Genomic DNA, 24,413 nt, shown 5'->3' with positions numbered 1-24,413 from the left:
ATGACCTTCTCCCGACGCAGCTTCCTCCAGGGGGCATCCAGCTGCCTGGGCTTCCTCGCCGCCGCGGCCACGATGCCCAGGTGGCTGGGCGAGGCGAGCGCCGCCACGCTGTCCGGCTACGCGGGCTACCGCGCCGCGGTGTGTGTCTTCCTTCTGGGAGGCAATGACGGCAACAACGTCCTCGTCCCGCTGACGAGCACCCCCTTCGCGCAGTACCGCGCGGCGCGGCCCATCGTGGGCTTGGAGCATGCGTCGCTGCTGCCCATCAACCCGGTGGGCCTGCCGGCGCGCGCCTACGGCCTGCACCCAGCGCTCACGCGGTTGAGGGCGCTCTTCGAGCAGGGGCGCGCCGCCGTGGTGTGCAACGTGGGCCCGCAGGTGCTGCCCATGCTGAAGGCGGACTACACGTCCGGCGCGGTGGCCCGGCCGGACAGTCTCTTCTCCCACAGTGACCAGCAGGACGCGTGGGCGAGCGCCATCGCCAACCCCTCCACCGTCACGCTGCCGCTGGCCCTCATTGGCAAGGTCACCGGGTGGGGGGGCCGCGTGGCGGACAAGCTCCACGGGCTCAACCCGGGCGAGTACCCCGAGGTGCTCTCGTTCGGAGGCAAGCCACACTTCGCCGCGGGCGCGGTGCGCCAGCCGATGATGTTGCCGAAGAGCGGCACGCTCGCCTTCCGCCAGACGGGCGACGCCCACTTCAACGCGCTCCAGAACGCGGCGCTCTCAGAGGTGATGGCCATCGATAACAACGTCACCCTGGAGAAGTCCTACGGCGGGGTGTTCACCACGGCGCACGCCTTCGCCACCTCGCGAGCAGCGGCGCGCGAGGCGGCGTGGAACGCGCTCCCCAAGGCCCGGCGCGACGCGATTGACGCCCTGTTCGTCCCGCCCGCGAAGGAAAGCTCGGGCTGGTCACTGCACACGCAGCTCTACCAGGTGCTGCGAGACCTCCTGGCCGGCGCCATGCCCACCGCGAGAGGCGGGCTGGGCCTCCGGCGGCAGGTGTTCTCGGTGGGGCTCGGCGGCTTCGACACCCACGAGGGGCAGCGCGGGACGCAGGACGCGCTGCTCGCGCAGCTGGACTTCGCGCTGGCGGCCTTCCATCAGTCCGTGGATTTGCTGCGCGCGTCGGGCGTCTTCGGGGCGACGCCGCCGCAGGCCACGCTCTTCACGATGAGCGAGTTCGGCCGGACGCTGGTGGAGAACTCCGATCGGGGCACCGACCACGCCTGGGGCAACCACTGCCTCGTCCTGGGAGAACGCGTCCAGGGCCGCCGGCTCTACGGCGCCTTCCCCAACCTGGACCTGGGCGACGCGGTGAACAATCCCGACACCGTCGACGCCAGGGGACGGTGGATTCCCTCGCTGACGGTGGACCAGTACGCCTACAGCCTCGCGCATTGGCTGGGGCTCAACACCGCCGCGGAACGCGACTACGTGTTCCCCAACATCGCGGGCTACGTGGCGGCGGCCACCGCGCGGCGCCTGCCGTCGCCCATGCGCTCATACCGGGTGGGCTTCATGCTGCCGGATGCGTAGGCCGGGAGGGCCCGGGAGGCGGTCGCCTCAGTCCTCGGCGGGGTAGACGGTGCATGCGGACGTGCAGGTCTCCGCGACGCGAATCTTCACGACGCGCGCTCCGGGGAAGGTCAGGCGCTCGAAAATCCAGGCGGCCAGCAGCTCGCTCGTGGGGTTCTCCAGGCCGGGCACGTCGTTCAGGGTCCGATGGTCGAGCTGGGCGTGAAGGGGCTGCCAGGCGGCGGTCAGCTCGGCGAAGTCGACAATCCACCCGAGCCGGGGGTCCAAGGGGCCGCGGATGGTGACCTCCACGTTGTAGCTGTGCCCGTGCATCCGGGAGCACTTGTGCCCCTCGGGCACGTTGGGCAGCCGGTGCGCGGCCTCGAAGGTGAATGCCCGCGAGATTTCAGTCACGAGCACGGGCTTCTTTGCAGGGCGGGTCTCCATCGTGCGCGCCTTGTAATCCCGCCGCGCACGGGAGTCGAGGAAAGGTAACCCCCTCGGGCAGCTGTACGCGTGACGCCTGCCCGTGGGAAGAACGGGGCCTCGCACTCCGAGAGCAATGACGGAGGCCGTGCGTCAACTTGACGCATACACCCGGGGACCCGGCGGATTAAGAAGGGAGCGTGTCCAGCGTGCCGACCGACGCCCGCGCGGTTCCATCCGGGGCCTTGCCGCGGACCTCCGAGCCGCTTCGCTACTCCTTCCGCCACTCGGCCCGGGAGGTGGTGGCGCGTGTCTCTTCCTGTGCCATCGCGCTCGGCTGGCTGGTGCGGCTGCGCTGGCATGCGGCGGCCGGGCAGGCGCTGACGGTGCTCGTCGCCACGCGCGGGTTGGGGCTGGACCTGCCGGTGGCGCCGCTGCTGGCGCTGGTGGCGACGACGGCGGTGAGCAACCTGCTCCTCGCGCACTGGCTCGCCCGAGCGTCCACCGTGCGCCCCGGCGTGCTGGGCGGCGTGCTCGCGTTCGACCTGCTGCTGCTGACGGGGCTGCTGGCGCTCTCCGGAGGGCCGGCCAATCCGTTCGGCATGCTGTACCTCGTCCACGTGACGCTGGCCGCGCTCGTGCTGGGCCCGCGCTGGACGGTGCGCATCGCGCTGCTGGCCGTGCTGGGCTACGCGAGCCTCTTCGCCTTCCACGTGACGCTGCCCCGGGCCACGCACCTGCACGGAAGGGCGGGGGAGGCGGAGTCGCTGCACCTGCTCGGCATGTGGATCGCCTTCGTGCTCACCGCCGGGGTCATCGCGTTCGTGGTGGCGCGGGTGTCCGCGGCGCTGCGGGAGCGCCACGAGGCGGTGGTGCGGGCGCAGCAGCTCACGGCGCGCGCGGAGAAGCTCGCGTCGCTGAGCACGCTGGCGGCGGGCGCGGCGCACGAGCTGGGCTCGCCGCTGGGCACCATCGCCATCGCCGCCAACGAGCTGGAGTCGCTCATCCTGGAGGAGCCGCACGAGGCGCTGGAGGACGCGCGCCTCATCCGCGACGAGGTGGAGCGGTGCCGGGACATCCTGGAGCGCATGAGCGCGAGGGCGGGCCGGTCGATGGGCGAGGTGCCCGAGCGGACGACGACGGGCGCGGTGCTGGCGCGGCTGCGGGAGCAGCTCGGCGCGGCGGAGCTGGCGCGCGTGCGCTTCGACGCGGGCCCGGACCTGTCGCTGTCGTGCCCGGTGCGAGGGTTGGTGCAGGTGCTGGCGAACCTGGTGCGCAACGGCCTGCAGGCGAGTGACGCCACCCAGGCGCCCGTCACCGTCACGGTGCGCGGGGCGGGAGAGCGCCTGTGCTTCACGGTGGAGGACCAGGGCACCGGTGTGCCGCGCGCGCTGCTGGCTCGGCTGGGGGAGCCGTTCTTCACCACCAAGCCCGCGGGGCAGGGAATGGGGCTGGGGCTCTTCCTGAGCCAGACGTACGCCGAGCTGTGCGGGGGCCGGCTGGAGCTGACGTCCGAGGAGGGCCAGGGCACGCGGGTGACGCTGGAGCTGCCGAGCTGCGGCACGGAGGCCGTCCATGTCACGGGGTGAGCTGCCCCTCACGGTGCTCGTCGTCGACGATGACGAGACGTATCGCGAGCGGCTGGTGCGGGCATTCGGCCGGCACGGCTTCGAGGCGCACGGGGCGGCGAACGCGGCCGAGGGGCTGGAGCGCGCCCGGGAGCTGCGGCCGGGATACGCGGTCATCGACCTGCGCTTGCCGGATGGCTCCGGGCTGGACCTGGTGCGCGAGCTGAAGGCGCTGGACGCGCGCACGACGATGGTGGTGCTCACGGGGTACGGGAGCATCGCCACGGCGGTGGAGGCGGTGCGGCGCGGGGCCACGCACTACCTGCCGAAGCCGGCGGACGTGGACGACATCCTGCTGGCCTTCGCCGGGGCCACGCTGCCCGAGGGCCAGGCGGTGGCCCGGGAGCACGAGGTGCCCTCGCTGGCGCGCGCGGAGTGGGAGCACATCCAGCGGGTGCTCGCGGACTGTGGCGGCAACATCTCCCAGGCCGCGCGGCTGCTCCGCATCCAGCGTCGCAGCCTGCAGCGCAAGCTGGCCAAGCACCCCGTGCCCAAGTGAGTCCGTGGGGTGCGTCATCAAGACGCACGAAGCGCTCCGGGTGCGCCGTTAGGGTGGCGCATGTCGGGAGGCTCGATGTCCACTCCGCGCACAGGCGCGTTCTTTCTCATCCTCGCGGTGCTGTCCGGCTGGGGCTGCAACCGGAAGTCTTCACCGGAAGTCTCCGGATGGAGTGCCACGGACGGCGGCATCCGCTGCGAGGGACTCCAGCACCTGGCCTGCACGGGCCTCTACGGTGAGGGCGGCACGGGCTGGGCGACGAAGACGGTGCCTCCCGAGGTGCGGCCCTTCACGCCCGGGCTCCAGCTGTGGAGCGACGGGCTGGACAAGTCGCGCTTCATCTTCCTGCCGCCGGGCACCCGGGTGGATACCTCGCGGATGGACGAGTGGCGCTTCCCCGTGGGGACGAAGCTCTGGAAGGAGTTCAGTTGGAAGGGCCGCCGCATCGAGACGCGCTTCCTGTGGAAGCGGCCCAACGGCACGTGGCTGCGGACGACGTATCGCTGGAGCAAGGACGAGCGCACCGCGCTGGAGTTGCCCGACGGCGAGCAGCGCGTCCCCGGAACGAATGACTGGGACATCCCCTCGCAGGCGGACTGTCTGACGTGCCACGGCGGGCGCGCGGATGGCGTGCTCGGCTTCGAGGCGGTGGCGCTCGCGCATCCGGACGCGCGAGGCCTGACGCTGGAGCGGCTCGTCCAGGAGGGACTCCTCACCCACGCGCCCACCCAGGCGCTCCGTGTGCCGGGCACGCCGGTGGAGGCGGAGGCCCTGGGCTACCTGCACATGAACTGCGGAGTGTCGTGCCACAACGTGAACCTCCACGCGCTCGGGAGCACGTCCGGGCTCCACCTGCGATTGGAGGCCGGTGAGCTCGGCGCCGTGACGCAGACGGACACCTGGCACACGGCGGTGGGCGTGAAGTCCCTCTTCCAGACCTCGGGCCTGTTCGGCGGCGAGTCCAAGCGATTGACGCCCGGAGACGCGAAGCACAGCACGCTGCTGCACCGCATGGCCCGGCGTGGGGATGCCGCGCAGATGCCGCCGCTGGGCACGCGCGTGGTGGACGAGCGGGCCATGGCGCTCCTCCAGCGGTGGATTGAAGCCATGCCCGCTCGGGCCGGCAGGTGAACGACATGCTCTATTCCACCGTCCTCTTCCTCCACTCGTGGCTGCGCTGGGGCGTGGTCGTGCTCGGAGTGCTGACGCTCGCCAGGTCCCTGACGGGCTGGCTGCGCGGCCGTGACTGGACGCGCTCCGACCGGCGCCTCCAGCTGCTCTTCGTCTCCGCGTTCGACCTGCAGCTGCTGCTCGGGCTGACGCTCTACACGGTGCTCAGCCCGCTCACGCCGAGGACGATGGAGGCGTTCCGGGCGAGCATGTCCGTCTCGTTCCTGCGGTTCTTCACCGTGGAGCACCCGGTGATGATGCTCCTGGCGCTCACCGCGGCGCACGTGGCGTCCGCACTCAGCCGCCGCGCCGAGACACCCCGGGCGCGGCACCGGGTGTGGGCGGTGGGGCTCCTGGTGACGCTGCTCTTCGTCGCGCTGGGAATTCCCTGGCCCGGGTTGTCCCACGGCCGACCCTTGTTCCGAGGCTTCTGAAGCCCTCTCTCCCACGCGGACCTGCTCCGCACCGTGAGGTCACCGATGCTCGACGTCCTCTGGATGTTGATGATGCTGCCCGCGATGCCGGCTCCGAAGGCGGGCGACACGCCGCGTGGCCTGCCGGGCACGCTCCCGACGGAGCCCACGCGCCCGGTTCTCGCGCGGCGCGCGCGGCCGAGGCCGACGCGAAGGAGGTCCCGGAAGGCGAACGGCGCGGCGTCTGCCGGAGAATGAGCGGACACGGTGGGCGGCGTGCCTCCGCGAGGGAGCGGAGGCACATGAGGCAGGGAGACGGCTCCACATGGCAGCCTCCGCCAGGATGCGAAGGCGCGTGACGCGGATGCCGGCGACCGCGCGGCGGGCCTCCGCCAAGGAAGCGGAGGCCCGTGAAGCACCGGCTACTGCGCGGTGCCCTTGGCCAGCTCGGCCACGTACGCGGCGGCGATCTTCGTGAACTTCAGCGCGTGGTTCGCGGTACCGCCCGAGCGGGCCAGCGTGTCGCCCGAGGTGTGGATGTACGGGCTGCCCGCGCTCACCGTGGCTTCGAAGGGAATGGACGCGGCGAAGCCCTGGCCCGTCCACGAGGCGTGGTCCGAGCACCCGTAGCCGCACGAGGTGTTGGTGTGCGGAATCTTCACGTACGTGGTGATGAGGTTGCGCAGGAACGTGTTCTGCGCGGCGTTGGTGTTGTCGGTGACGATGCCCACGTCGTACGACGCCGAGCCCTTGTAGTTCGTCATGTCGAGCTGCAGGACGCCCACCACGTTGATGCCGTTGTTCTTGTGGTAGGCGGCAATCTCCCGCGAGCCGCGCAGGCCGACCTCTTCCGCGGCGTAGGCCATGAACTTCACCGTGCGCTGCGGCCGGTAGTTGCGCGCCATGGCCACGCGGATGACCTCGGTGAAGGACGCCACGCCCGAGGCGTCGTCATCCGCGCCCGGCGCGGCGGTGCCCGACTGGTTGATGGAGTCCAGGTGGCCGCCCACCACCACCACCTCGTTGGGCAGCGTGGTGCCGCGGATGGTGAGGATGACGGACGGCTGGGCCCAGCCCGTGTGCCGGTACAGCTCCACCGTGACGTCCGTGCGCGTGCTGGGCACGAAGCTCTGCCACCTCGTCCGCAGCCAGTTGGCCGCGTCCACGCCCGTCTGCGACGTGTAGTAGCGCGTCGTGTAGCTCGACAGCGAGGTGATGGTGCTGCGCACGTTCGCCTCCGTCGCCGCGCCCATCAGCGTGTTGACGGTGGCCGCGTTGTCGAGCGTGTAGGTGACCAGGTTCTGCGGAGCCACCGCCGGAGCGGGCTCCAGCGCGGCAATGGCCTCCTCCTTCGTGTCGAAGGTGATGAAGCCCGCGCAGCGGTGGAATCGCTCGTGCATCAGCGTCGCCAGCCGCCCCAGCTGCGACTCGCGCAGGCGGAACACCGTCGCGGAGTCCTTGGCGGCGATGGCGGTGGGCTCCTCCCAGCCCACGCTCTTGAAGGACTCACGCATGGGGGCCACGGCATCCGCGCCGATGCTGACCCAGACCTCGCGGTCCGGGGCGACGGGCTTCTTCTGCTCGGCGAAGGCGGGGGTGGTGCTCAGCAGCATCAGGGAAAGGGGAAGCAGCTTCTTCATGCGCACAGCTCCTCAGGGGCGGGGAATGGGGGTGTTGCGCTGCATCGGCGGGCGCCGCTCCACGCGGCCCTTGCCGCGCGTGGATCCTGCTTTTCCGAGAATTCTAACAAAAACTGTTTATTGGGGCTATCAGGTGGTGAACAGGAGTCTCCGACCTGGGGGCGAATGGACGCGGCCCGGCCCTGGAGGGGTAGCCCTTGCCTCGGCCCCTTGGGTCTCCCACCTTGAGGGTATGGGTCCGAGCCTCTCTTCCTTCCGCCCGCCAGCGGGTTCCGTGGGGAATGGAGCCGGCCGGGCACGGGGGGGCCGACGGGCGGAGACCCGCTCGGGCCCATGCCCACCACGCCATCCGCATGGGTTCACCGGACGGGGCGCGGCGCCGCATGTCTCCCCCCGCCCGCCGCGTGGAGGGAAGCCATGTCGCGCTCGCCGCGCTGGCCGTTGATGGTGCTGTCGCTGGGGCTGGGGCTCGTCCTCACCGCCGGGCTGGTGGCCTTCGACCGGGTGGTCGGCGCCAGCCTGGAGCGCGAGGCCCTGCTCCAGCAGGAGGCTCGCGCCGACCACCTCGCCGACCAGTTGCACACCCACCTGCAGGCGGCGAAGCAGGCCACGCGCACCCTGGCGACGCTCGCCGCGCCGCTGCGGGAGCGCTCCGCCGTGGAGTCGCTCGCGCGCGGCACGCTGGCCTCCACGCCGCCGGAGGATGCCTACGGCGTGGGCGTGTGGTTCGCCCCCTACGCGCTCGAGCCCCGCAGCCGCTGGGTGGGGACGTATGCCCACCGCGAGGCCGACGAGAGCTCGCGCATCGTCGTCACCTACGAGTGGTCCACGCCGGCCTACGACTACCACCGCCGCCCCTGGTACCAGCAGGGGTTGAAGGCCGCAGGAGCGCCCTTCCTCACCGAGCCCTACTTCGACGTGGACCGGGTCTACGCCTCCTTCCTCCTGCCCATCCTGGACGCGGACGGGACGCAGCGGGGCGTGGTCTCCGTGGACATCCTGCTCCCGCGGCTTCGCGCCCTGGTGACGCGGGCGAACAGAACCGTGCGGGAGTCCTTCTACGTGGTGACCCGCTCCGGACGCCTCTTCGCCCACCCAAGAGAGGAGTCACTCGTCGCATGGGCGCGAGCGCAGGGCCGGCTGGGCTCCAGGGGCGTCCTGTCGGACCTGACGCTCGAGGACCTGCGCGCGTACGAGGCGGCGCACGGGCTGTCGGGAGACCCGCGGACCGATACCGCCCCCGTGTGGGATGCCGGATGGACCGTGTATGTCTCCACGGACACGGACCATCTCTTCGCGGCGGCCCACCGGCTGCACGCCATCGTCCAGGGCGTGGGCCTGCTCATGTGGGGAGGGCTGCTCGCCGGGCTCGTGGTCGGCGTGCGCACGCTGCGGGTGCGCGACCTGTCCCGGGAACTTCTGGAGCGGGAGCGGGAGCGGGAGGCGCTGGAGCGCAGCGAGCGGATGCTGCGCGAGGTGCTGGAGACCTCCCTGGACGGCGTGGCCGCGGTGGATGGAGAGGGGCGGCTGGTGGAGTGGAATGGCAGCGCGGAGCGCATGTTCGGCTGGTCCCGGAACGACGTCCTCGGCCAGCCGGCGGTGGAGCTCGTCTGCCGGCCCGAGGACCGCCCCGTGCGCCGCGAGCAGCTCGCGCGCCTCGTCGACTCGGGCGGGGCGGCGCTGCCGTCCTGCCGCCTGGAGGCGCTGGCGATGCGCCGGGATGGGGCGGTGTTCCCCGTGGAGGCGAGCCTCGCCGCGGTGCGCGCCGACGACGGCACGTTCCGCGTCTACGCCTTCGTCTCGGACGTCACCGGGCGCCATCAGGCGGAGGAGGAGCGCCGGCGGATGCTCGAGCGTCAGCGAGATTTGCTGGCCCAGCTGCGCCGCCGCTCCGGTGAGCTGCGGGCCATCATGGACAACATGCTGGAGGGCGTCTTCGTGGCCGACCAGGACGGCCAGCTCTCCTTCGTCAATCAAGCGGGCATGCGGATGTGCGGGGAGTCCGCGTGTGCACCGGACGCGAAGACGCCCGTCATCGGTTCCCTGCGTGACATGGAGGGCGTGCCGCTTCGGCGCGAGGACCTGCCACTCTTCCGCGCCCTTCGTGGCGAGGTGGTCCGGGAATGCGACCTCCGGGCCTCCAAGCCCGGAGGCGAGCGGGTGTTGCGCATGAACGCGGCGCCCATTCCGGACGAAGACGGCCGGGTGTCCGCCGCGGTGGTGGTCATCCATGACATCACCGAGGCGGTGGAGTTCGACCGGCTCAAGGACGAGTTCGTACGCATGGCCGCTCATGAGCTGAAGACGCCGGTGACGGTGATGAAGTCCTTCGCGCAGCTGGCGCTCCGGACGGCGGCCGGCCGCGACGCCACGCTGGCCCGGATGCTGGAGGGCATCGACCGGGGCGCCAACCGCATCGACCAGGTGGTGCGCACGCTGCTGGACGTGTCCCAGCTGCACCTGCGGCGCATGCAGCTGGTGGAGGAGTCGCTGGATGTGGGCTCGCTGGTGGCGGAGACCGCGCGGCGCCTGTCCGAGACGCGGCAGGGAGCGCGCATCTCCGTGCACGGGGAGGGGCCGCTGCTGGTGTGGGGAGACCCGGCCCGGCTGGAGCAGGTGTTCGTGGCGCTGCTCGACAATGCCCTGCGCTATTCGCCGCCGGACGCTCCCGTGGAGGTGGTGCTCGCCGCCCGGGGCGAGGCAGCGGAGGTCTGCATCCGGGACAGGGGCATCGGCATTCCCTCGGCCAAGCAGGCCCGGCTCTTCCATCGCTTCTACCGGCCCCACTCGGGAACGGAGCATGACCGGGGAGGCCTGGGCGTGGGGCTCTACATCGCGCGGGAAATCATCCAGCAGCACGGGGGCCGGCTCACGCTGGAGAGCCGCGAGGGAGAGGGCACCACCGTCCACGTCCGCCTGCCGCTGCTCGCGGCGCGCGCCCCGGGCAAGGCCCGTTCCTCTCCAGACGAACAGGAAGGTGCATCCGCATGAACGGCGCCCATGTGCTCGTGGTGGATGACGACCCGGATGTCCTCGAGGTCGTCACCCTCACGCTGGAGATGGCGGGCTACCGCGTGTCCCAGGCGGCCAACGGCCAGCTGGCGCTGGCGGAGCTGGCGCGGGAGCTGCCCGGGCTCATCCTGCTCGACATGCGCATGCCGGTGATGGATGGGTGGACGTTCGCCCGCGAGCTGCGCGCGCGGCACGGCCACCGCATCCCCGTCGTCGTGGTCACCGCCGCCGAGGACGCACGGCTGCGAGCCCGCGAGGTGGACGCGGAGGCCTGGCTGGGCAAGCCGTTCGACGTGGACACGCTGCTGGCCACCGTCGGCCGTCTCATGGCGCGTCAAGGGGGACTCGAAGCCTCGCGCTCGCACGGAGCGCCGTGAGGTCGAAGCAACCCCGCCCGCTCTCCCGCCCGTGGGAGGGGCGAGCGGGTTCCCCGTACTTCACAAGGGTCTTTCGAGACCGTCTCCATGCAGGTGCTGGGGAGCGGTAGAGTCCTGGCGCGCGGCATCGGGGGACGTTGAATGGGAAGACCTCACGGGAATGTGCTGGACGAGTACAACGCCATTCATGAGCGGCGGAAGTCACAGCCACTGACGCCGGAGCAGGAGCAGCGCCTGGAGCTGCTGCGGGACGTGCTGCTCGAGCTGGGCGCGCTGCCTCCGGAGGGCAGCGGAATGCCCGCCCGTCCGGCGCGGGCGGACGCGGTGCTGGAGCTGTCGTTCGCCACGCAGGAGGACGTGGTGCGCGCCTACAGCAAGAACATCGGCGCGGGCGGTCTGGCCATCAAGACGTCGCGCGTGCTGCCCCAGGGCAGCATCCTGGAGCTGCGCATCAAGCTGCCGGACGCGCCCCAGCCGCTGCTCGCGCAGGGGCAGGTGGCGTGGGCCCGCGAGGACGAGATGGGCGTGGCCTTCACCCAGCTTCCGCCCGAGGGTGAGCGCCGGCTGAAGGACCTGCTCGCGGCGGACGCGTCGCTGCTCAAGCGCGTGCGCAGCGTGCTGAAATCGGATGTCGTCACGCTGCTGAAGACGGACGTGCGCGAGCTGGGCAAGGCGCCCGCGCCCCAGGCCGCCCAGGCGCAGGAGGTGGACACGCGGCCCCTCATCCTGGTGCGGCTGCTGGACGCGCGGCTGATGGCGCTCGTCGCGGAGCTGTTCAGCCAGCAGGGGCTGCGCATCACCTCGGAGACGGACAAGCCGGTGTCCATCATCGTCGTCGACACGGGCACGGCGCTCGACGTGCTCCGGGCCGCGGGTCGCCCGGGCGTGCGCATCGTCATGGTGAACGTCAGTGGCCCGGACTCGCTGGTGGGCCGGCTGACCAACCTCAACCCCGCCGCGTACGTGAAGCACCCGGCCAACGCCGCCTCGGTGCACCAGGTGGTGACGAAGCTGCTGGAGACCGCCGCGCCGCGCTGAGGCCGCGAGTCGGACCGGGGCCCGCTGGCCGGGTGGCGGCCCCCCGGGCAGGCAGGCCGCCGCTTTCCTCACCCCGGGCGGGCCCGGGCTCTGGCATAGAGTGGAATCGCCCGTGGGGCCGCCCGCAGCGATGTGTCCTGTGCTCGCGGCCCCGTTATGGGAAGGCGGACGGCCATGGACTGCGACTGGCTCATCATCGGCTCGGGGTTTGGAGGGAGCGTCAGCGCGCTGCGTCTGACGGAGAAGGGCTATCGCGTGGTGATGCTGGAGAAGGGCCGGCGCCTGCGGGGGCCGGACTTCCCCAAGACGAACTGGGACCTGAAGCGCTGGCTGTGGATGCCGCAGCTCGGCTGGCGGGGCCTGTTCAAGATGACCTTCTTCCGCCACGTCACGGTGATGTCCGGCGTGGGCGTGGGGGGCGGCTCGCTCGTCTACGCCAACACGCTGCCCATCCCGAAGGATGACTTCTTCCAGTCCGAGTCCTGGGGACACCTCGCGGCCTGGAAGGACGAGCTGGCGCCGCACTACGCCACCGCGAGGCGGATGCTCGGGGCCACCGTCAACCCGCTGAGCACCTTCCCGGACAAGGTGCTCAAGGAGGTGGGCGAGGACATCGGCCGCACCGACTTCCAGTCCACCACCGTGGCCGTCTACTTCGGCGAGCCCGGCGTCACGGTGAAGGACCCGTACTTCGGCGGCGAGGGGCCGGACCGCACCGGCTGCAACTCGTGTGGTGGCTGCATGCTGGGCTGCCGGAACAACGCCAAGAACACGCTGGACAAGAACTACCTGTACCTGGCGGAGCGGCGCGGCCTCACGCTGCACGCGGACACGGAAGTCACGTGGGTGCGCCCGCTGCCGGAGGGCGGCTACGAGGTCGAGGCGCTGCGGGGCGCCCGGCGCTTCTTCCGCGAGAAGCTGCGCTTCACCGCGCGCAACGTCATCTTCGCTGGAGGCGTGCTGGGCACGCTGGACCTGCTGTTGAAGCTGAAGGAGCACCCGGATGGACTGCCCCGGCTGTCCGAGCGGCTGGGGGATGGCTTGCGCACCAACTCGGAGGCGCTCATCGGCGTCGTCAGCGGGCGCAAGGAGCCGGACCTGTCGAAGGGCATCGCCATCGGCTCCATCCTCCACACCGACGCGAACTCGCACCTGGAGCCGGTGCGCTACTCGGCGGGCTCGGGCTTCTTCCGGCTGCTGATGGCGCCGCAGGTGTCGGGAGCGACGATGTTCGCGCGGCTGGCACGGCTGTTCGGCATGCTGGCGCGTCACCCGGTGCGCTTCCTCAAGCCCTGGTTCGTCCCGGACTTCGCGCAGCGGACGATGATTCTCCTCTACATGCGCACGCTGGAGGGCCACCTGCGCATGAAGCGCGGGCGCGGGGTGACGACGGCGCTGCGCAAGGGGATGCTGACGGGCCTGCAGGAAGGCCCGGCGCCCACCTCCAACATGCCGGAGGCGTTCGACCTGGCGAAGCGCGTCTCCGACAAGCTGGACGGCTACCCGATGACGATGGTCAGCGAGACGCTGCTGGGCATCCCCACCACCGCGCACATCCTGGGCGGCTGCTGCATGGGGGACTCGCCCCAGACGGGCGTCATCGACTCGCGTCACCGCGTCTTCGGGTACGACGGGCTCTACGTCGTGGATGGCTCGGCCATCTCCGCGAACCCGGGCGTCAACCCGTCGCTCACGATTACGGCCCTGGCCGAGCGCGCCATGACCTTCATCCCCGCCGCGAAGGAGCTGCCGCGAGGCGACACCGACGCGGTGGTGGAGCCCGTGGCGAGGACCGCGGGGGCCGTGGCCGCGGTGAGCTGAGAACTCACGAGCGTGGGCGCCAGGGGACGCCGCGTCCTGGATGCCCGCGAGTGCGGGCGCTCGCGATGCGCGGCCTCCCGCCAGTGCGGCGGCGCGGCGCTATGTGGCTCCCAGGTGGGACGCTTCACGGTGGCTGGAGTGTCGCCAGGAGGCCACGAGCATTCCCGTCATGGCGTACCACCCGAGGACGGCTCCCGCCCCGGCGCCCAGCACCGGCACCGGGAAGTTGCCGAGCTCCGTCACGAGCACCGTCACCGCGAGGTAGACCGCGAGGCTGACGGAGAGCATCGCTCCCGGAGCATCCGAGGTGGGCGCCCGGGTGGCGGTCCACACGGAGGGGACGAACAGGAGCGCGAGGCTCAGCACGGCGAGCGCGCCGAGCACGGGCCCCTGCGCCGCGGCCAGGTGCACGATGCGCTCGACATGGGGAACCGCATGGAGCGGATCCACCCGGAACCAGGCGGCAAGGCCGAGGGCCAGGACTCCCGCGCAGCCGAGCGCGCGTCGTGGCCAGGGAATGGAGCGGGCACGGGCCAGGAGGGTGACCGCCGCCAGCGCGAAGGCGGTGCCCTGGCCCGCGTCTGGCTGGGCCACATGGATGGCGGACATCGCCAGGGCGAGGACGACGGAGAGCGCGAAGCGCCTGTGCAGGCTGGCGCTGATGGCCACGAGCACCCACGGCGCGAACACGGAGGACGCGTGCAGGCGGACCGGCCCCAGCTCCATCCAGCGACGAACGCCGTCGAGTCCCGTGAAGAGCAGCGTCGAGGCGGTGAGCAGCACCGCGACGACGGAGACGCGCCGGAGCGTCGCGTCGGAGAGGCGGCCCACCGCGACGGTCATCGCGGTCCCCAGCACCACCGCTGCGCCGTTGACGGCGAAGGCCTTGGCGGACGTGCCCGACCGGGAGGTGACGTATGCGCCCAGGAGGATGGCGGGAAGCGGCAACAGCGCGAACAGCATCGACCATCGCGGTGATTCAGCCTGCGTCCCGGGAGGCGTCATTGCGCGGCTGATATCACGGGGCGTGCGGCCACGCCTGCCTCTGTAGTGTTCTCATTTTCTTGGCGCCGAGCCCCCAGCTCGTGGTGCCCACCGTGCCCGATTTTTCATGTCAGGCTTCCGGGGCCTGAATCGTCACGGCCGCTACGATGACCTCCATGGACCAAGGACTCAGGGAACCTTCGCGGCTTGGGACGACACGACTGCCCGATGGGCGGATGCTCGGGTGGGCGCAGTGGGGCCCGGAGGAGGGGACCCCGGTCCTGTACTTCTCCGGCGCGGCCATGGGGCGCTCGCTGGGCTTCGGCGCGGACGTCCTCGAAAAGCTCGGCGTGCGGCTCATCTCGGTGGACCGTCCGGGGCTGGGCACCTCCAGTCCGTCTCCAACGCGGACGCTGAACGACCATGCGGAGGACATCCGGAACCTCGCCTCCGCGCTGGCGCTGCGCGACTTCGGCGTCGTGGGATTCTCCATGGGCGCGCCCTTCGCGCTGGCGTGCGCCGCGGCGGGGCTCCCGAAGGCGGTGGCGGTGGTGTCGGGGCAGGACGACCTCAACCACCCCGCGCTCGCCGGCCTGCTGCACCCCGACGTCGCCGGAATGCTGCGAGCCATCGCCCAGGACCCCGCGGGCTTCGAGGCGTCCTTCGCGGGCATGGCCAACGCCGACCTGTTGTGGAAGCTCATCACCGGGACGAGCTCCGCCATCGACCTCGCCGTCTACACCGCGCCGGTGTTCGAGACCGCCTTCAAGCAGGCGCTCCAGGAGGGCTTCTCTCAGGGCTCCCAGGGATACGCGCACGACCTCATCCTGGCGATGGGCCGCTGGCCCTTCGACGTCGCCAGCATCCAGGTTCCAGTGGACCTCTGGTACGGCGGGCACGACACCAGCACCGTCCACTCGCCGGACCACGGGGCCGTGCTGGCCGGCCGCATCCCCACCGCGCGCAGGCACCTGCTCCCGGAGGCCGGAGGGGCGCTGCTGTGGACCCACGCGGAGGACATCCTGGCCTCGCTGCGCCAGCGGCTCGGAGGCTGAAGCCGGCGCGGGAGGGGGCTCGCGGTGCGTGCCGCGAGCCCCGTCACCGATTACAGACGGACCTGCAGCTCGTAGCGGCGGTTCTTCGCCTTCTTGGCCGCCGTGTCGTCCGGCTTCACGAGGGGCTTCTCGGAGCCGAAGCCCACGGCGTTGATTTCGCCTCGGGAGATGCCGCGCGACACCAGCTCCTTGACGATGGTCTCCGCGCGCTGCTCGCTGAGCTTCTTGTTCTTGGCCGCGTCACCGGTCGAGTCGGTGTGGCCGGAGACCTCGAACTTGTAGGACTTCACGCCGGCGGCATCGAGCTGCTTCTTGGCGTCGATGAGGGCGTTGGTGAGCTTCTTCAGCTTCGCGTCGCAGCCGGGCTCCAGCTCGGCGGTGCCCGTCTTGAAGCTGCACTGATTCTTGCGGCCCTCGTCCATCAGCTTGGTGTTGACGCGCTTCTCGACGGCGCCCTTGCCGGCGTCACCGGCCGACTTCTTGATGGAATCCAGCATGCTCTGCGCGGAGGCCACTCCCGGGAGGGCCAGCAGCGACACGGCGAGGCACAGCGCCTTGAGCTTCATGTGGTGGGAACTCCTGTGCGTCAGGGTGGAACGGGGCACAAGGCTGCCCAGTGGGAAGCGCCACGTCCAGCACGGAGAAGTCCCTGGAGCGGGGGGCGCGGGGCCCGTCCGCTCGCACGCCGGGCGCGGGTTGTCGCCCGGCCGCCCGGGAAAACTTGCCTCGGCCGGCGGGCGGAGCACCATGGGCGGTCGGGTTCCTTCGGATAGTGAGGCAGGCGTGGGCAGCAACAGTCGAACGGAGAGATGGCGGCAGCTCCTGTCGCCCCACCGGGTGGGCTCACCGGCGCCGAAGGAGGGCGCGGGGGAGAAGGCCGTGCCACCGCCGGACGAGCGCATCCTCCCGGACGAGCGCACCGACTATGACCGGGACTATGACCGCATCGTCTTCTCCAGCGAGTTCCGCTGCCTGCATGACAAGACGCAGGTGTTCCCGCTGTCGACGAGCGACTACACGCGCACGCGGCTGACCCACAGCATCGAGGCCTCGTGCGTGGGGCGCTCGCTGGGGCAGCTCGCGGGGCGGCATCTGGTGAGAGACCAGGGTGTGGAGGTGGAGCCCTCGCACCTGGGCACCATCGTCGCGGCGGCGTGCCTGGCGCATGACATCGGCAATCCGCCCTTCGGGCACTCGGGCGAGGCGGCCATCCAGCACTGGGTGGAGCAGCGGTGGCGTTCGTCTGACTCGGAACCCGAGAGCCCCTTCCGGAATGCGTCCGAGTGGAAGGACCTGCAGAGCTTCGAGGGCAACGCGCAGGGCCTGCGCATCCTCACCCGGCTCCAGTCGCGCGAGCGGTGGGGCGGGCTGCGCTACACGGCGGCGACGCTCGGGGCGATGAGCAAGTACCCACGGCCCTCGGTGCTGCCCGACGGGCGCACGCCGGTGAAGGGGCGCGTGTCGGAGAAGAAGTTCGGTTACTTCCAGGACGACGCGAAGCTGGCGGTGGAGGCCTTCCGGGCGCTGGGGCTGAAGGAGCGCGAGCCCGGCGTGTTCTCCCGGCACCCGCTGGCGTTCCTCGTCGAGGCGGCGGACGACATCTGCTACGCGGTCATCGACCTGGAGGACTCGGCGAAGCTGGGGCTGATTCCGATGGAGGAGGCGTGCAAGCTGCTGGAGGGCGTGCTGCCGCCACAGCCCACGCCCGGCAAGGAGCCGCGGCCGCCTCCGGCGCACCTGGAGACGCGCATGGCGCAGGCGCGGGCGCGGGCCATCGGCATGCTGATTCCGGCGTGCGTGAAGGTGTTCCTGGAGCACGCCGAGGAGATGGAGCAGGGGGCGTGGGAGACGCCGCTGGTGTCGGCGCACCCGGACGTGCGCGAGCAGCTGGAGCGCATCAAGAGCATCACCCGGCGCAAGGGCTACGAGAGCGAGCGGGTGCTCCAGATTGAAAGCGCGGGCTTCAAGACGCTCGGCGGCCTGCTGGACATGTTCGCGTTGGCGGTGGTGACGGACAGGCCGAACCGCGAGGAGCGGAAGCTGCGGCAACTGCTGCCCATGGAGTCCTTCCAGCGGCCGGAGTTCGCGGAGCTGGACCAGAAGAAGCCGCCCGAGCGGGACGCGGCCATCGAGCGGCTGTCGAAGTACCAGCGCCTGTTGTGCGTGACGGACTACATCTCGGGGATGACGGACGGCTTCGCGGTGGAGTTGTTCCAGCGCCTGTCCGGCATCAAGCTGCCGACGTAGGTCGTCCATGGAACCCATCTCCGAAGCACAGCGGCAGGCGTTGGAGGCGCTGTACCAGCGGGTCGAAGCCCGGGCGGCGGACATCTCCGGCGCCCATGCCTGGTGGCCGTGCCGCCGGGGGTGCGACCACTGCTGCCGCCACCTGTCCGCGCCGCTGCCGCTGACGGAGCTGGAATGGCGCTACCTCTGGGAGGGCTTCCAGCGGCTGCCGGCGGAAGTGCGAGCGGAGGTGCGCACGCGGGTGGCGGAGATGGAGCGGTCGCGTCCGTACACGTGCCCGTTCCTGGACCGCGAGTCGGGGGCGTGCCGGGTGTATGCGCATCGACCGCTGGCGTGCCGCTCCTACGGCTTCGCCGCCGCGCGCGACGGGGGGCGCTGGTGCCAGTTCATCTCCGACCTGCTCGCGAAGCACGGAGACGGGGACATTGTCTGGGCCAACCAGGACTCGCTGGAGGAGACAGTGGCCTCACTCGGTGGGCCCACGTCTTCGCTGTTCGAGTGGTTCGCGGCGCATCCCTGAGCCGCCCAGGTACCTCCCGGGTGGTATGGCCGGCTCCTCCTGCGTGAGCCACCGTGTCAGGGGATACGAACCCCTGGTGGAGCCCGGTGTCGACCCCTACTGACAAGGCCCCGCGTTCCAGGTCGCCCGTTGGGAATCTGGTTCCGCTCGTCTGGCCCATCCGTGCCTCGGTGAGCTGCCCCGTCGTGGTGCCACCGCCGCCGGAGACCTTCGCCGCCGTCCTGGAGGCGAGGCGCTCGCGGCGCCGGATGCGGCGGGCGCCCCTCCGGCAGCTCATCAACATGCTGGCCTATGCCACCGCCCCGCGCGGCAGGCTCGAGGGGGATGTGTTCCTGCGATCGCGAAGGCCTGGTCCCACCGCGGGGGCGTTCCACCCGATAGAGACCGTGCTCGTGGACTGGCGCGGCCATCCTCGCGTCATGCGCTACGACGCACTGTCGCATCGGCTCGAACTGCTGGCGGTCTCCAACGTCGAGCCGCTGCGGAACTTCGCGCGGGCCTGCGCCGACATGCTTCCCGAGGCCCAGGGCACCGCGCTCGTCTTCATCGGTCACGAAGCCCGCGTCACGGCGGCGTACGAAGACCCGGCTTCATTGCTGTGGCGCGACTCGGGCGCCTTGTCGCAGACGCTGTTCCTGGCCGCGACCGCCTTCGGCCTCGCGTTCTGTCCGCTCGACATCCTCGGACGGGAGGTCATCCAGGCCATCGGACTGCCGAGAGACGCTGTCGCGACGGGAGCCGTCTTGCTCGGACGCCAGCGTTGAGGCAGCGCGGAGTGCATCGCGGTTTTGATGTTCCGCGAAATCTCCTTCCTGGTGCATCGAGCCCGACCCGCGCGTGTGTATCTCCGGGACATGGCTTGGGACCCCGCACGTCGCGCGCATAGAGTCACAAAAGGGGCCGGATGACAGGAGTCACAGACATCATGAAACTGGTATCGAGCAGCGCCATCGTGACGGGAGCGGGGCAGGGCATCGGGCTGGGAATCGCCGCGCGACTCATGCAGGACGGCGCCAACGTCCTCCTCTTCGGACGGACGAAGGAGAAGGTGGAGACGGCCGCCGCGGAGCTCAACCGGGTGATGGAGGGGCGCACGCGCGCCGTGGCCTTCACGGGCGACGTGGTCCGCTCGGAGGACGTGGCGCGCGCGGTCGAGGTGGCCACGCGTGAGTTCGGCATCCCGGGCATCCTGGTGAACAACGCCGGCACGGCCACCCTCGCGCCGCTCATCGACATGCCGGAGGCCGACTTCGACATGGTCATGGACATCAACCTCAAGGGGCCCTTCCTGTTCACCCAGGCGGTGGCGAAGGCGCTCGTCGCCGCGAAGCTGCCGGGCTCCATCGTCAACATCACCTCCATCAATCAGATGTGCGCGACGGATGGGCTCGGCCACTACTGCGCCTCCAAGGCGGGGCTCGCGAACCTGTCGAAGGTCGCGGCCTCCGAGCTGGGGCGGTACGGCATCCGCGTGAATGTCGTGGCCCCGGGCGCCATCCGCACCCCGCTGGCCGAGATGGCCGGACTGATGCAGGGCACCATGCTCCAGGAGTTCATTGCCCGCACGCCGCTCGGTAAGGGCCATGGCGAGCCGGAGGACGTGGCGAAGGTGGTGTCCTTCCTCTGCAGCGACCTCGCGTCGTGGGTGACCGGAGACACGCTCATCGTCGACGGTGGCAACCACATCCGCGGGCTCCACAGCTACGCGGACTCGCTGGGCATCACCAAGCCCGCGCAGGGCTGAGGACACGCACCGCCGGGCTCCTGGCCGCGAATGGCGACGGGGCCGAGCCCGGCAGGTGTGGAAATCGTACGGCGGGGCGTGTCAGGCTTTTCTCACGCTCACGTCAATGCGAGGAATTCCAGTTCATCAGGCGGGGTGCCAATGACACCCATCTCTCCTGAACATTGCGCACGAGTTTGCTTGAAGTGGCACCTCGGCGCGTGTCTAGGATTCGCCACCGTGCTCCGGTTCCCATGCCGTGGGCTGGAAGGGTGCCGCTCCGGCCGGTGAGCGGACATCAACCGAAACGAGGGGGGAAGACCATGAAGATGCTGCGCAATACGGGCCTGTTCTGGGTGATGTGTGTCCTGCTGAGTGCCTGTGGTGGTAATGGATTGCCTCCGGTGGGCGAGGGTGGAAGCGAGTCCATCCGGATGGAGATTTCCCTGGCGGGTGACGTGTGCGGCGTCGTGACGGCGCAGGCCACCGTCCAGGCCGACGACATCGGCGTCATCGGCCCGGTGCCGCTCGACGTCACGGGTACGTCCATCCAGGGGCGTATCAACTCCGTTCCGGCGGGTGTGAGCCGGACGGTCAGCGTGTTCGCGTTCAACGCCCTGGGGCTGGAGGTGTACGCGGGGAGCGTGAAGGTGGACGTGGCGGCGGGCCAGGTGACGGCGGCCCGTCTCGCCCTGCGTCGCAACACGACGAACTGCCCGGGCTCCACCACGGGCGCCATCGACATCATCGGCGTGCTCGAGTCGGGTGAGCCGCAGCCCGACGCGGGCACCGACGCTGGCACGGACCCCGACGGCGGCATCGTCCTGGGCGGGGCTGACTTCAACTTCAGCTTCCAGGAAGCGACGCTGGCCGACAACGGCGTCATCCACTTCATGGATACCGACTCGGACCGCATCCGCCGCCTCGACCTGGAGGCTCGCGCCTTCCTGCCGGCCCTCGTCGGCACGGGTGACGTGACGGCCATGGCGGTGTCGCCGGACGGGACGGCCTCGTACGTGGCCTACACCGGCGGGCGCATCGACATCTTCGACTCCCAGGCGGGTGGCAGCGGTCGCTTCTTCGCCGCGGCGCCGGCTTACGTGTCCGAGATGGTGGTGGCGGGCAACTACCTGTTCACCGTCGACGGCTCGGGCGCGTGGAGCACGCAGGCCCTCTACCAGCGGTCCACGGGCGCGCGGGTCCACGCGGTGGATTGGCGCTTCTCGGCGGGCAACCTGACCTTCTCGCCGCTGGACAACAGCGTCTACTACGTCGACGTGGGTGTCTCGCCTTCGGACGTGCACCGGGTGCCGGTGGACATGACGGCGGGCAGGATTGGAAACGAGCTCGAGTCGCCCTACCACGGCAGCTACAACCTGAGCTCGCCCCTGCGGCTCCTGCCGGATGGCTCCGCCTTCATCCTGGGCAGCGGCCTGCTGTTCAACACCAGCGACCTCACTTACCGCTCGAGCATCGGCCTGCAGTTCGTGGACGTCGCGTTCCACGGTGACCGGATGTACATCATCGACACCGTGGGCGGGACGACGCAGCTGCGCGTGCTGAACAGCCGGTTCGACATCCTCTCGGCCGCGTACTACCCGGGCACGGCCCTGCGGATCTTCTCGCACGGCGGCAAGATCGTGCTCCTGACCTCGGTCGGGTCCGGCGGCTTCGAGGTTCGCATCCTGAACCCGTAGTCGCGAGCACGGGAAGTCATCACGGAGGCGCGGAAGGGGAGGTGCTTTCCCTTCCGCGCATTTGTGTATTCTGGGAGTGAGCTGACCCGCGACAGGGGCGGGTGATAGGAATTGAGGCCAACCCTCGTGGCTGCCCGGCCTCACGGGCTTCGGGTCTGGAAGGACTTCATGCGCTTCGAACAGTGGTGGGTGCTGTCCCTTGCGATGGTCGCGTTGGGTGGATTGCCCGCGTGCTCGGGGGACGACGGCGACGGTGAGGACGCGGGAACCTTCGTGGACGCGGGCACGAGGGGCCCGACGGATTCGGGCACCTCGGAGGACGCCGGCACGGACGCGGGCACCTCGGCCGACGCGGGGACGGATGCGGGCACCTCGGTCGACGCGGGGACGGATGCGGGCACCAGCGGCGATACGGACGCGGGTTCTGGCCAGGATGCGGGAGCGGACGCGGGCTCCGGTGGCGAGCCGGACGCGGGTGCGGATGTGGATGCGGGCCCGGGGGGCGGCACGGACGCGGGCCCTTCCGCGGACGCGGGAGCGCGGGACGCGGGTTCCGACACGGACGCGGGCCCTGACGAGGATGCGGGCACCGGTGGAGGGCCGGACGCGGGCGCCGACGTGGACGCGGGTTCGGACGGCGGCACCGGTGGCGACCCGGACGCGGGCACCGACGCGGGGACGGACCCGGGGCCGAGTCCCAGCGGGACGTGTCCGGCCAACGCCCTCATCTGCGAGTCGTTCGACAACGGCCTCAATGGCTGGGTGCCTCACTCGGAGAACGCCCTCATCGAGGTGGAGAACAGCCGGCTGCACGTCGTCACCAGGGACGGAATCCACGAGGGGCCGGAGTTCCCCCGGGCCATCGCGCAATGGGAGAAGCCCCTTCCGCCCTTCGAGACGCAGCTCTTCATCCGGGCGCACGTGTTCATGCGCTCGCTGCCCGCTGTCCCGCAGCAACTGGGGACGGTCTTCGTCCTCGCCAACCTGAGGCAGGAAGACTTCGGCGGTATCGAGGTGCAGCTGATTTCGGACTCGGGCTTCGCGCTGGATGACTGGTCCCTACGCGCGGGGACGGGCTGGCAGCGTCAGCCGGAGCCCATCACCGTGGGCATGGCGGCGGGCCGCTGGGTGTGCTTGGAGTGGGAGGTCCGCCGCGCCACTCCGGCGAGCACGCATGGCACCACGCGCGTCTATCGGGACGGCACCCTGGCCCATGAGTTCCAGAACGTCGGCATGCGGGCCTTCAACCACTTCTCCGTGGGCTACGGCTTCGTCCACCCGCAGGGGCCGTCGGGTTCCGAGACGTTCTACGACAACGTCGTGGTGAGCCGCACCGGGCGCATCGGCTGTCAGTAGTCCTGTCGTTTCCTCGCAGGAGGGTCTCGTGAACGCGACGAAGAGAAGGCGCATCGCGGCGTGGCTGCTGGTCCCGTTGGCGTTCGGAGTCTGCCTGGGGCTGCTCACCAGCAGGCTCTACTGGGGCTATTTCTGGCACCCTCCCATCGTGGAGCTCCCGTCCGACGCCCGGCCCGTGGCGCTGTCGCTCTTCCAGACCGGGCCGGGGGGCACGCTCCTGCCGCGCGAGGAGCGGGACGCCGCGCTCCGGCGTGAGCTCGAGGACTGCCCCGACCCGGCGGAGTGCACGTATGGGCGGGTCCTGGAGGCGCACGGAGCGGAGCGTTGGCTCGCGGCGCCGCTCGTACCGGAGGGTGAGGCCCGCGCCGCGCTGGCCCTCGCCGGGCGGTCCTCGCCCGTTCCGTACTTCCACGAGGGCGCGGAGGGCTTCGCCTTCGTCGCCCGGTACGCCGCCCAGGGGGAGGAGCGGACGGTGTTCGGCTTCCACAGCCGGGAGCTGAAGAACGACGTCCACGGCTACGTGGAGATGGTGTTCCGCGGCTCCGAGCCGCTGGGCTCCGTGCACTACTGGTACGAGGTCGCGGGCATCGAGGGCGCCACCGGCCCGGTGCTCGTCGGCCTCGGGGTCTTCCTGGCGTATCTGCTCACCGGCGTCGTCCTGCTGGGCTTGACGGTCGTCCGGCTGTTGAGGAGGACCCCGGCCCCGGCGCTGTGAGCCCTCAGTCTCCGGACACCGCGAGCTGCCAGTCGCCCTTGGCGGTGATGCCCACGCGCAGGCCGAGGTAGCCCGTGCCGCCCTCGCGCATCGCCTGGAGCTGTGCCTCCGGGTAGATGCCGGTGAGGGCCGCCCAGTCCTTCTCCGCGTTCGTCACGTGGACGGCCGGCCAGAAGTAGAGTTCTCCCTGCTTCGCGGCGGGGAGGTTGAGGACCTGGACCAGGCGCGCCAGCACGGGCTCTCCCGCGTCTTCCGCCTGCTTCCAGAACGCGGCCGGGTCCTTGCCGTCGCCGAAGCTGAAGCGCAGCCCCTTGCCATTCTCGTTGGCCAGCGTGCTCAGCGCCGCGAGGTCGCACTTCACCGCGGCGGTGATGATGCGGCGGCGCATGCCCTCCACCGGCGGAGGCAGGGGCGGAATCTGGATCTGCGTCTTCGCGCTCAGCCGGCCCGCGGAGCACGGCGGGGGCTCCGCGGCCTGTCCCGCCAGGGCTCCCGCGTCCGGCGCGCCCGCGTCCTCCGTCGCGACCGGAGCCGGCTCCGGGGCCTGGGGGGCGGGCGCCTCGGCGCGGGC

At 70.8% G+C, this 24,413-nt stretch carries 22 protein-coding genes; 17 read left to right on the top strand and 5 right to left on the bottom strand.

All coding sequences use genetic code 11. From position 1 onward, the window contains the following. Nucleotides 1-1,542: a DUF1501 domain-containing protein gene (locus HG543_RS25850; protein WP_169347524.1), complete on the top strand. Its 1,542-nt coding sequence runs from the start codon at nucleotides 1-3 to the stop codon at nucleotides 1,540-1,542. Between the two features lie 27 nt (nucleotides 1,543-1,569). Here HG543_RS25850 and queD read toward each other — a convergent pair whose 3' ends face one another. Continuing rightward, nucleotides 1,570-1,968, bottom strand: coding sequence for a 6-carboxytetrahydropterin synthase QueD (queD, locus tag HG543_RS25845; RefSeq protein WP_169347523.1), 399 nt, complete (start codon nucleotides 1,966-1,968; stop codon nucleotides 1,570-1,572). Nucleotides 1,969-2,147: 179 nt separating this feature from the next. Here queD and HG543_RS25840 point away from each other — a divergent pair, with 179 nt between their 5' ends. The 4 genes from HG543_RS25840 to HG543_RS25825 all read left to right on the top strand — a co-directional run bounded on the left by HG543_RS25840 (nucleotide 2,148) and on the right by HG543_RS25825 (nucleotide 5,678). Beyond that, on the top strand, nucleotides 2,148-3,536 hold the full coding sequence (locus HG543_RS25840) for an ATP-binding protein (protein WP_169347522.1): 1,389 nt from the start codon (nucleotides 2,148-2,150) through the stop codon (nucleotides 3,534-3,536). Continuing rightward, complete coding sequence (locus tag HG543_RS25835) at nucleotides 3,523-4,074, top strand: response regulator transcription factor (RefSeq protein ID WP_169347521.1); 552 nt, start codon at nucleotides 3,523-3,525, stop codon at nucleotides 4,072-4,074. Before HG543_RS25840 ends, HG543_RS25835 begins: the two co-directional genes overlap by 14 nt. Nucleotides 4,075-4,149: 75 nt before the next feature. Beyond that, nucleotides 4,150-5,205 (top strand): hypothetical protein, encoded by a 1,056-nt coding sequence (locus HG543_RS25830; protein WP_171817983.1) that lies wholly within the window; start codon nucleotides 4,150-4,152, stop codon nucleotides 5,203-5,205. 5 nt (nucleotides 5,206-5,210) lie between these two features. Next, nucleotides 5,211-5,678 carry a hypothetical protein gene (locus tag HG543_RS25825; protein WP_169347519.1) on the top strand — a complete coding sequence of 156 codons (468 nt, stop codon included), beginning with the start codon at nucleotides 5,211-5,213 and terminating at the stop codon, nucleotides 5,676-5,678. Nucleotides 5,679-6,079: 401 nt separating this feature from the next. Here HG543_RS25825 and HG543_RS25820 read toward each other — a convergent pair whose 3' ends face one another. Beyond that, on the bottom strand, nucleotides 6,080-7,297 hold the full coding sequence (locus HG543_RS25820) for a M20/M25/M40 family metallo-hydrolase (protein ID WP_169347518.1): 1,218 nt from the start codon (nucleotides 7,295-7,297) through the stop codon (nucleotides 6,080-6,082). A gap of 417 nt (nucleotides 7,298-7,714) precedes the next feature. Here HG543_RS25820 and HG543_RS25815 point away from each other — a divergent pair, with 417 nt between their 5' ends. From HG543_RS25815 to HG543_RS25800, 4 genes are all read left to right on the top strand, one after another. Further along, the gene (locus HG543_RS25815; RefSeq protein ID WP_169347517.1) at nucleotides 7,715-10,288 is read left to right on the top strand and encodes a PAS domain S-box protein; all 2,574 of its coding nucleotides are present in this window, start codon (nucleotides 7,715-7,717) and stop codon (nucleotides 10,286-10,288) included. Continuing rightward, complete coding sequence (locus HG543_RS25810; RefSeq protein ID WP_169347516.1) at nucleotides 10,285-10,686, top strand: response regulator; 402 nt, start codon at nucleotides 10,285-10,287, stop codon at nucleotides 10,684-10,686. Before HG543_RS25815 ends, HG543_RS25810 begins: the two co-directional genes overlap by 4 nt. 141 nt (nucleotides 10,687-10,827) lie before the next feature. Next, nucleotides 10,828-11,724: a PilZ domain-containing protein gene (locus tag HG543_RS25805; protein ID WP_169347515.1), complete on the top strand. Its 897-nt coding sequence runs from the start codon at nucleotides 10,828-10,830 to the stop codon at nucleotides 11,722-11,724. A gap of 174 nt (nucleotides 11,725-11,898) precedes the next feature. Further along, nucleotides 11,899-13,545 (top strand): GMC family oxidoreductase, encoded by a 1,647-nt coding sequence (locus HG543_RS25800; protein ID WP_169347514.1) that lies wholly within the window; start codon nucleotides 11,899-11,901, stop codon nucleotides 13,543-13,545. Between the two features lie 99 nt (nucleotides 13,546-13,644). On the opposite strand, the gene HG543_RS25795 is transcribed toward HG543_RS25800, so the two are convergent. Beyond that, a complete protein-coding gene (locus HG543_RS25795) occupies nucleotides 13,645-14,508 on the bottom strand; it encodes a hypothetical protein (RefSeq protein WP_246357295.1) in 864 nt (287 codons plus the stop codon). A 197-nt stretch (nucleotides 14,509-14,705) separates the two neighbouring features. Between HG543_RS25795 and HG543_RS25790 the strand changes: the two genes are divergently transcribed. Next, entirely contained in the window at nucleotides 14,706-15,584 is an 879-nt protein-coding gene (locus HG543_RS25790) for an alpha/beta fold hydrolase (protein ID WP_169347512.1), read from the top strand. Between the two features lie 50 nt (nucleotides 15,585-15,634). On the opposite strand, the gene HG543_RS25785 is transcribed toward HG543_RS25790, so the two are convergent. Next, nucleotides 15,635-16,150: an OmpA family protein gene (locus tag HG543_RS25785; RefSeq protein WP_169347511.1), complete on the bottom strand. Its 516-nt coding sequence runs from the start codon at nucleotides 16,148-16,150 to the stop codon at nucleotides 15,635-15,637. A 217-nt stretch (nucleotides 16,151-16,367) separates the two neighbouring features. Here HG543_RS25785 and dgt point away from each other — a divergent pair, with 217 nt between their 5' ends. The 7 genes from dgt (at nucleotide 16,368) to HG543_RS25750 (ending at nucleotide 23,842) form a co-directional block, all read left to right on the top strand. After that, nucleotides 16,368-17,831, top strand: coding sequence for a dGTP triphosphohydrolase (gene dgt, locus HG543_RS25780; RefSeq protein ID WP_343073435.1), 1,464 nt, complete (start codon nucleotides 16,368-16,370; stop codon nucleotides 17,829-17,831). 7 nt (nucleotides 17,832-17,838) lie between these two features. Continuing rightward, nucleotides 17,839-18,351: a YkgJ family cysteine cluster protein gene (locus HG543_RS25775; protein ID WP_169347509.1), complete on the top strand. Its 513-nt coding sequence runs from the start codon at nucleotides 17,839-17,841 to the stop codon at nucleotides 18,349-18,351. Between the two features lie 170 nt (nucleotides 18,352-18,521). Further along, entirely contained in the window at nucleotides 18,522-19,115 is a 594-nt protein-coding gene (locus tag HG543_RS25770) for a nitroreductase family protein (RefSeq protein WP_169347508.1), read from the top strand. Between the two features lie 161 nt (nucleotides 19,116-19,276). Beyond that, nucleotides 19,277-20,095 carry an SDR family NAD(P)-dependent oxidoreductase gene (locus HG543_RS25765; RefSeq protein WP_169347507.1) on the top strand — a complete coding sequence of 273 codons (819 nt, stop codon included), beginning with the start codon at nucleotides 19,277-19,279 and terminating at the stop codon, nucleotides 20,093-20,095. A gap of 302 nt (nucleotides 20,096-20,397) precedes the next feature. Continuing rightward, nucleotides 20,398-21,771 carry a YncE family protein gene (locus tag HG543_RS25760; protein ID WP_246357294.1) on the top strand — a complete coding sequence of 458 codons (1,374 nt, stop codon included), beginning with the start codon at nucleotides 20,398-20,400 and terminating at the stop codon, nucleotides 21,769-21,771. A 168-nt stretch (nucleotides 21,772-21,939) separates the two neighbouring features. Beyond that, complete coding sequence (locus HG543_RS25755) at nucleotides 21,940-23,127, top strand: hypothetical protein (RefSeq protein WP_169347506.1); 1,188 nt, start codon at nucleotides 21,940-21,942, stop codon at nucleotides 23,125-23,127. A 28-nt stretch (nucleotides 23,128-23,155) separates the two neighbouring features. Next, the gene (locus HG543_RS25750) at nucleotides 23,156-23,842 is read left to right on the top strand and encodes a hypothetical protein (protein WP_169347505.1); all 687 of its coding nucleotides are present in this window, start codon (nucleotides 23,156-23,158) and stop codon (nucleotides 23,840-23,842) included. Nucleotides 23,843-23,846: 4 nt separating this feature from the next. On the opposite strand, the gene HG543_RS25745 is transcribed toward HG543_RS25750, so the two are convergent. After that, nucleotides 23,847-24,413 (bottom strand): hypothetical protein (locus HG543_RS25745; RefSeq protein WP_246357293.1); only part of this gene is annotated, 567 nt, incomplete at its 5' end.

The sequence above is a fragment of the Pyxidicoccus fallax genome, from assembly GCF_012933655.1.
Classification (GTDB): domain Bacteria; phylum Myxococcota; class Myxococcia; order Myxococcales; family Myxococcaceae; genus Myxococcus; species Myxococcus fallax.
The sequence above is the reverse complement of the archived record's forward strand: the minus strand, read 5'-3'. Positions and strand labels throughout refer to the sequence as shown.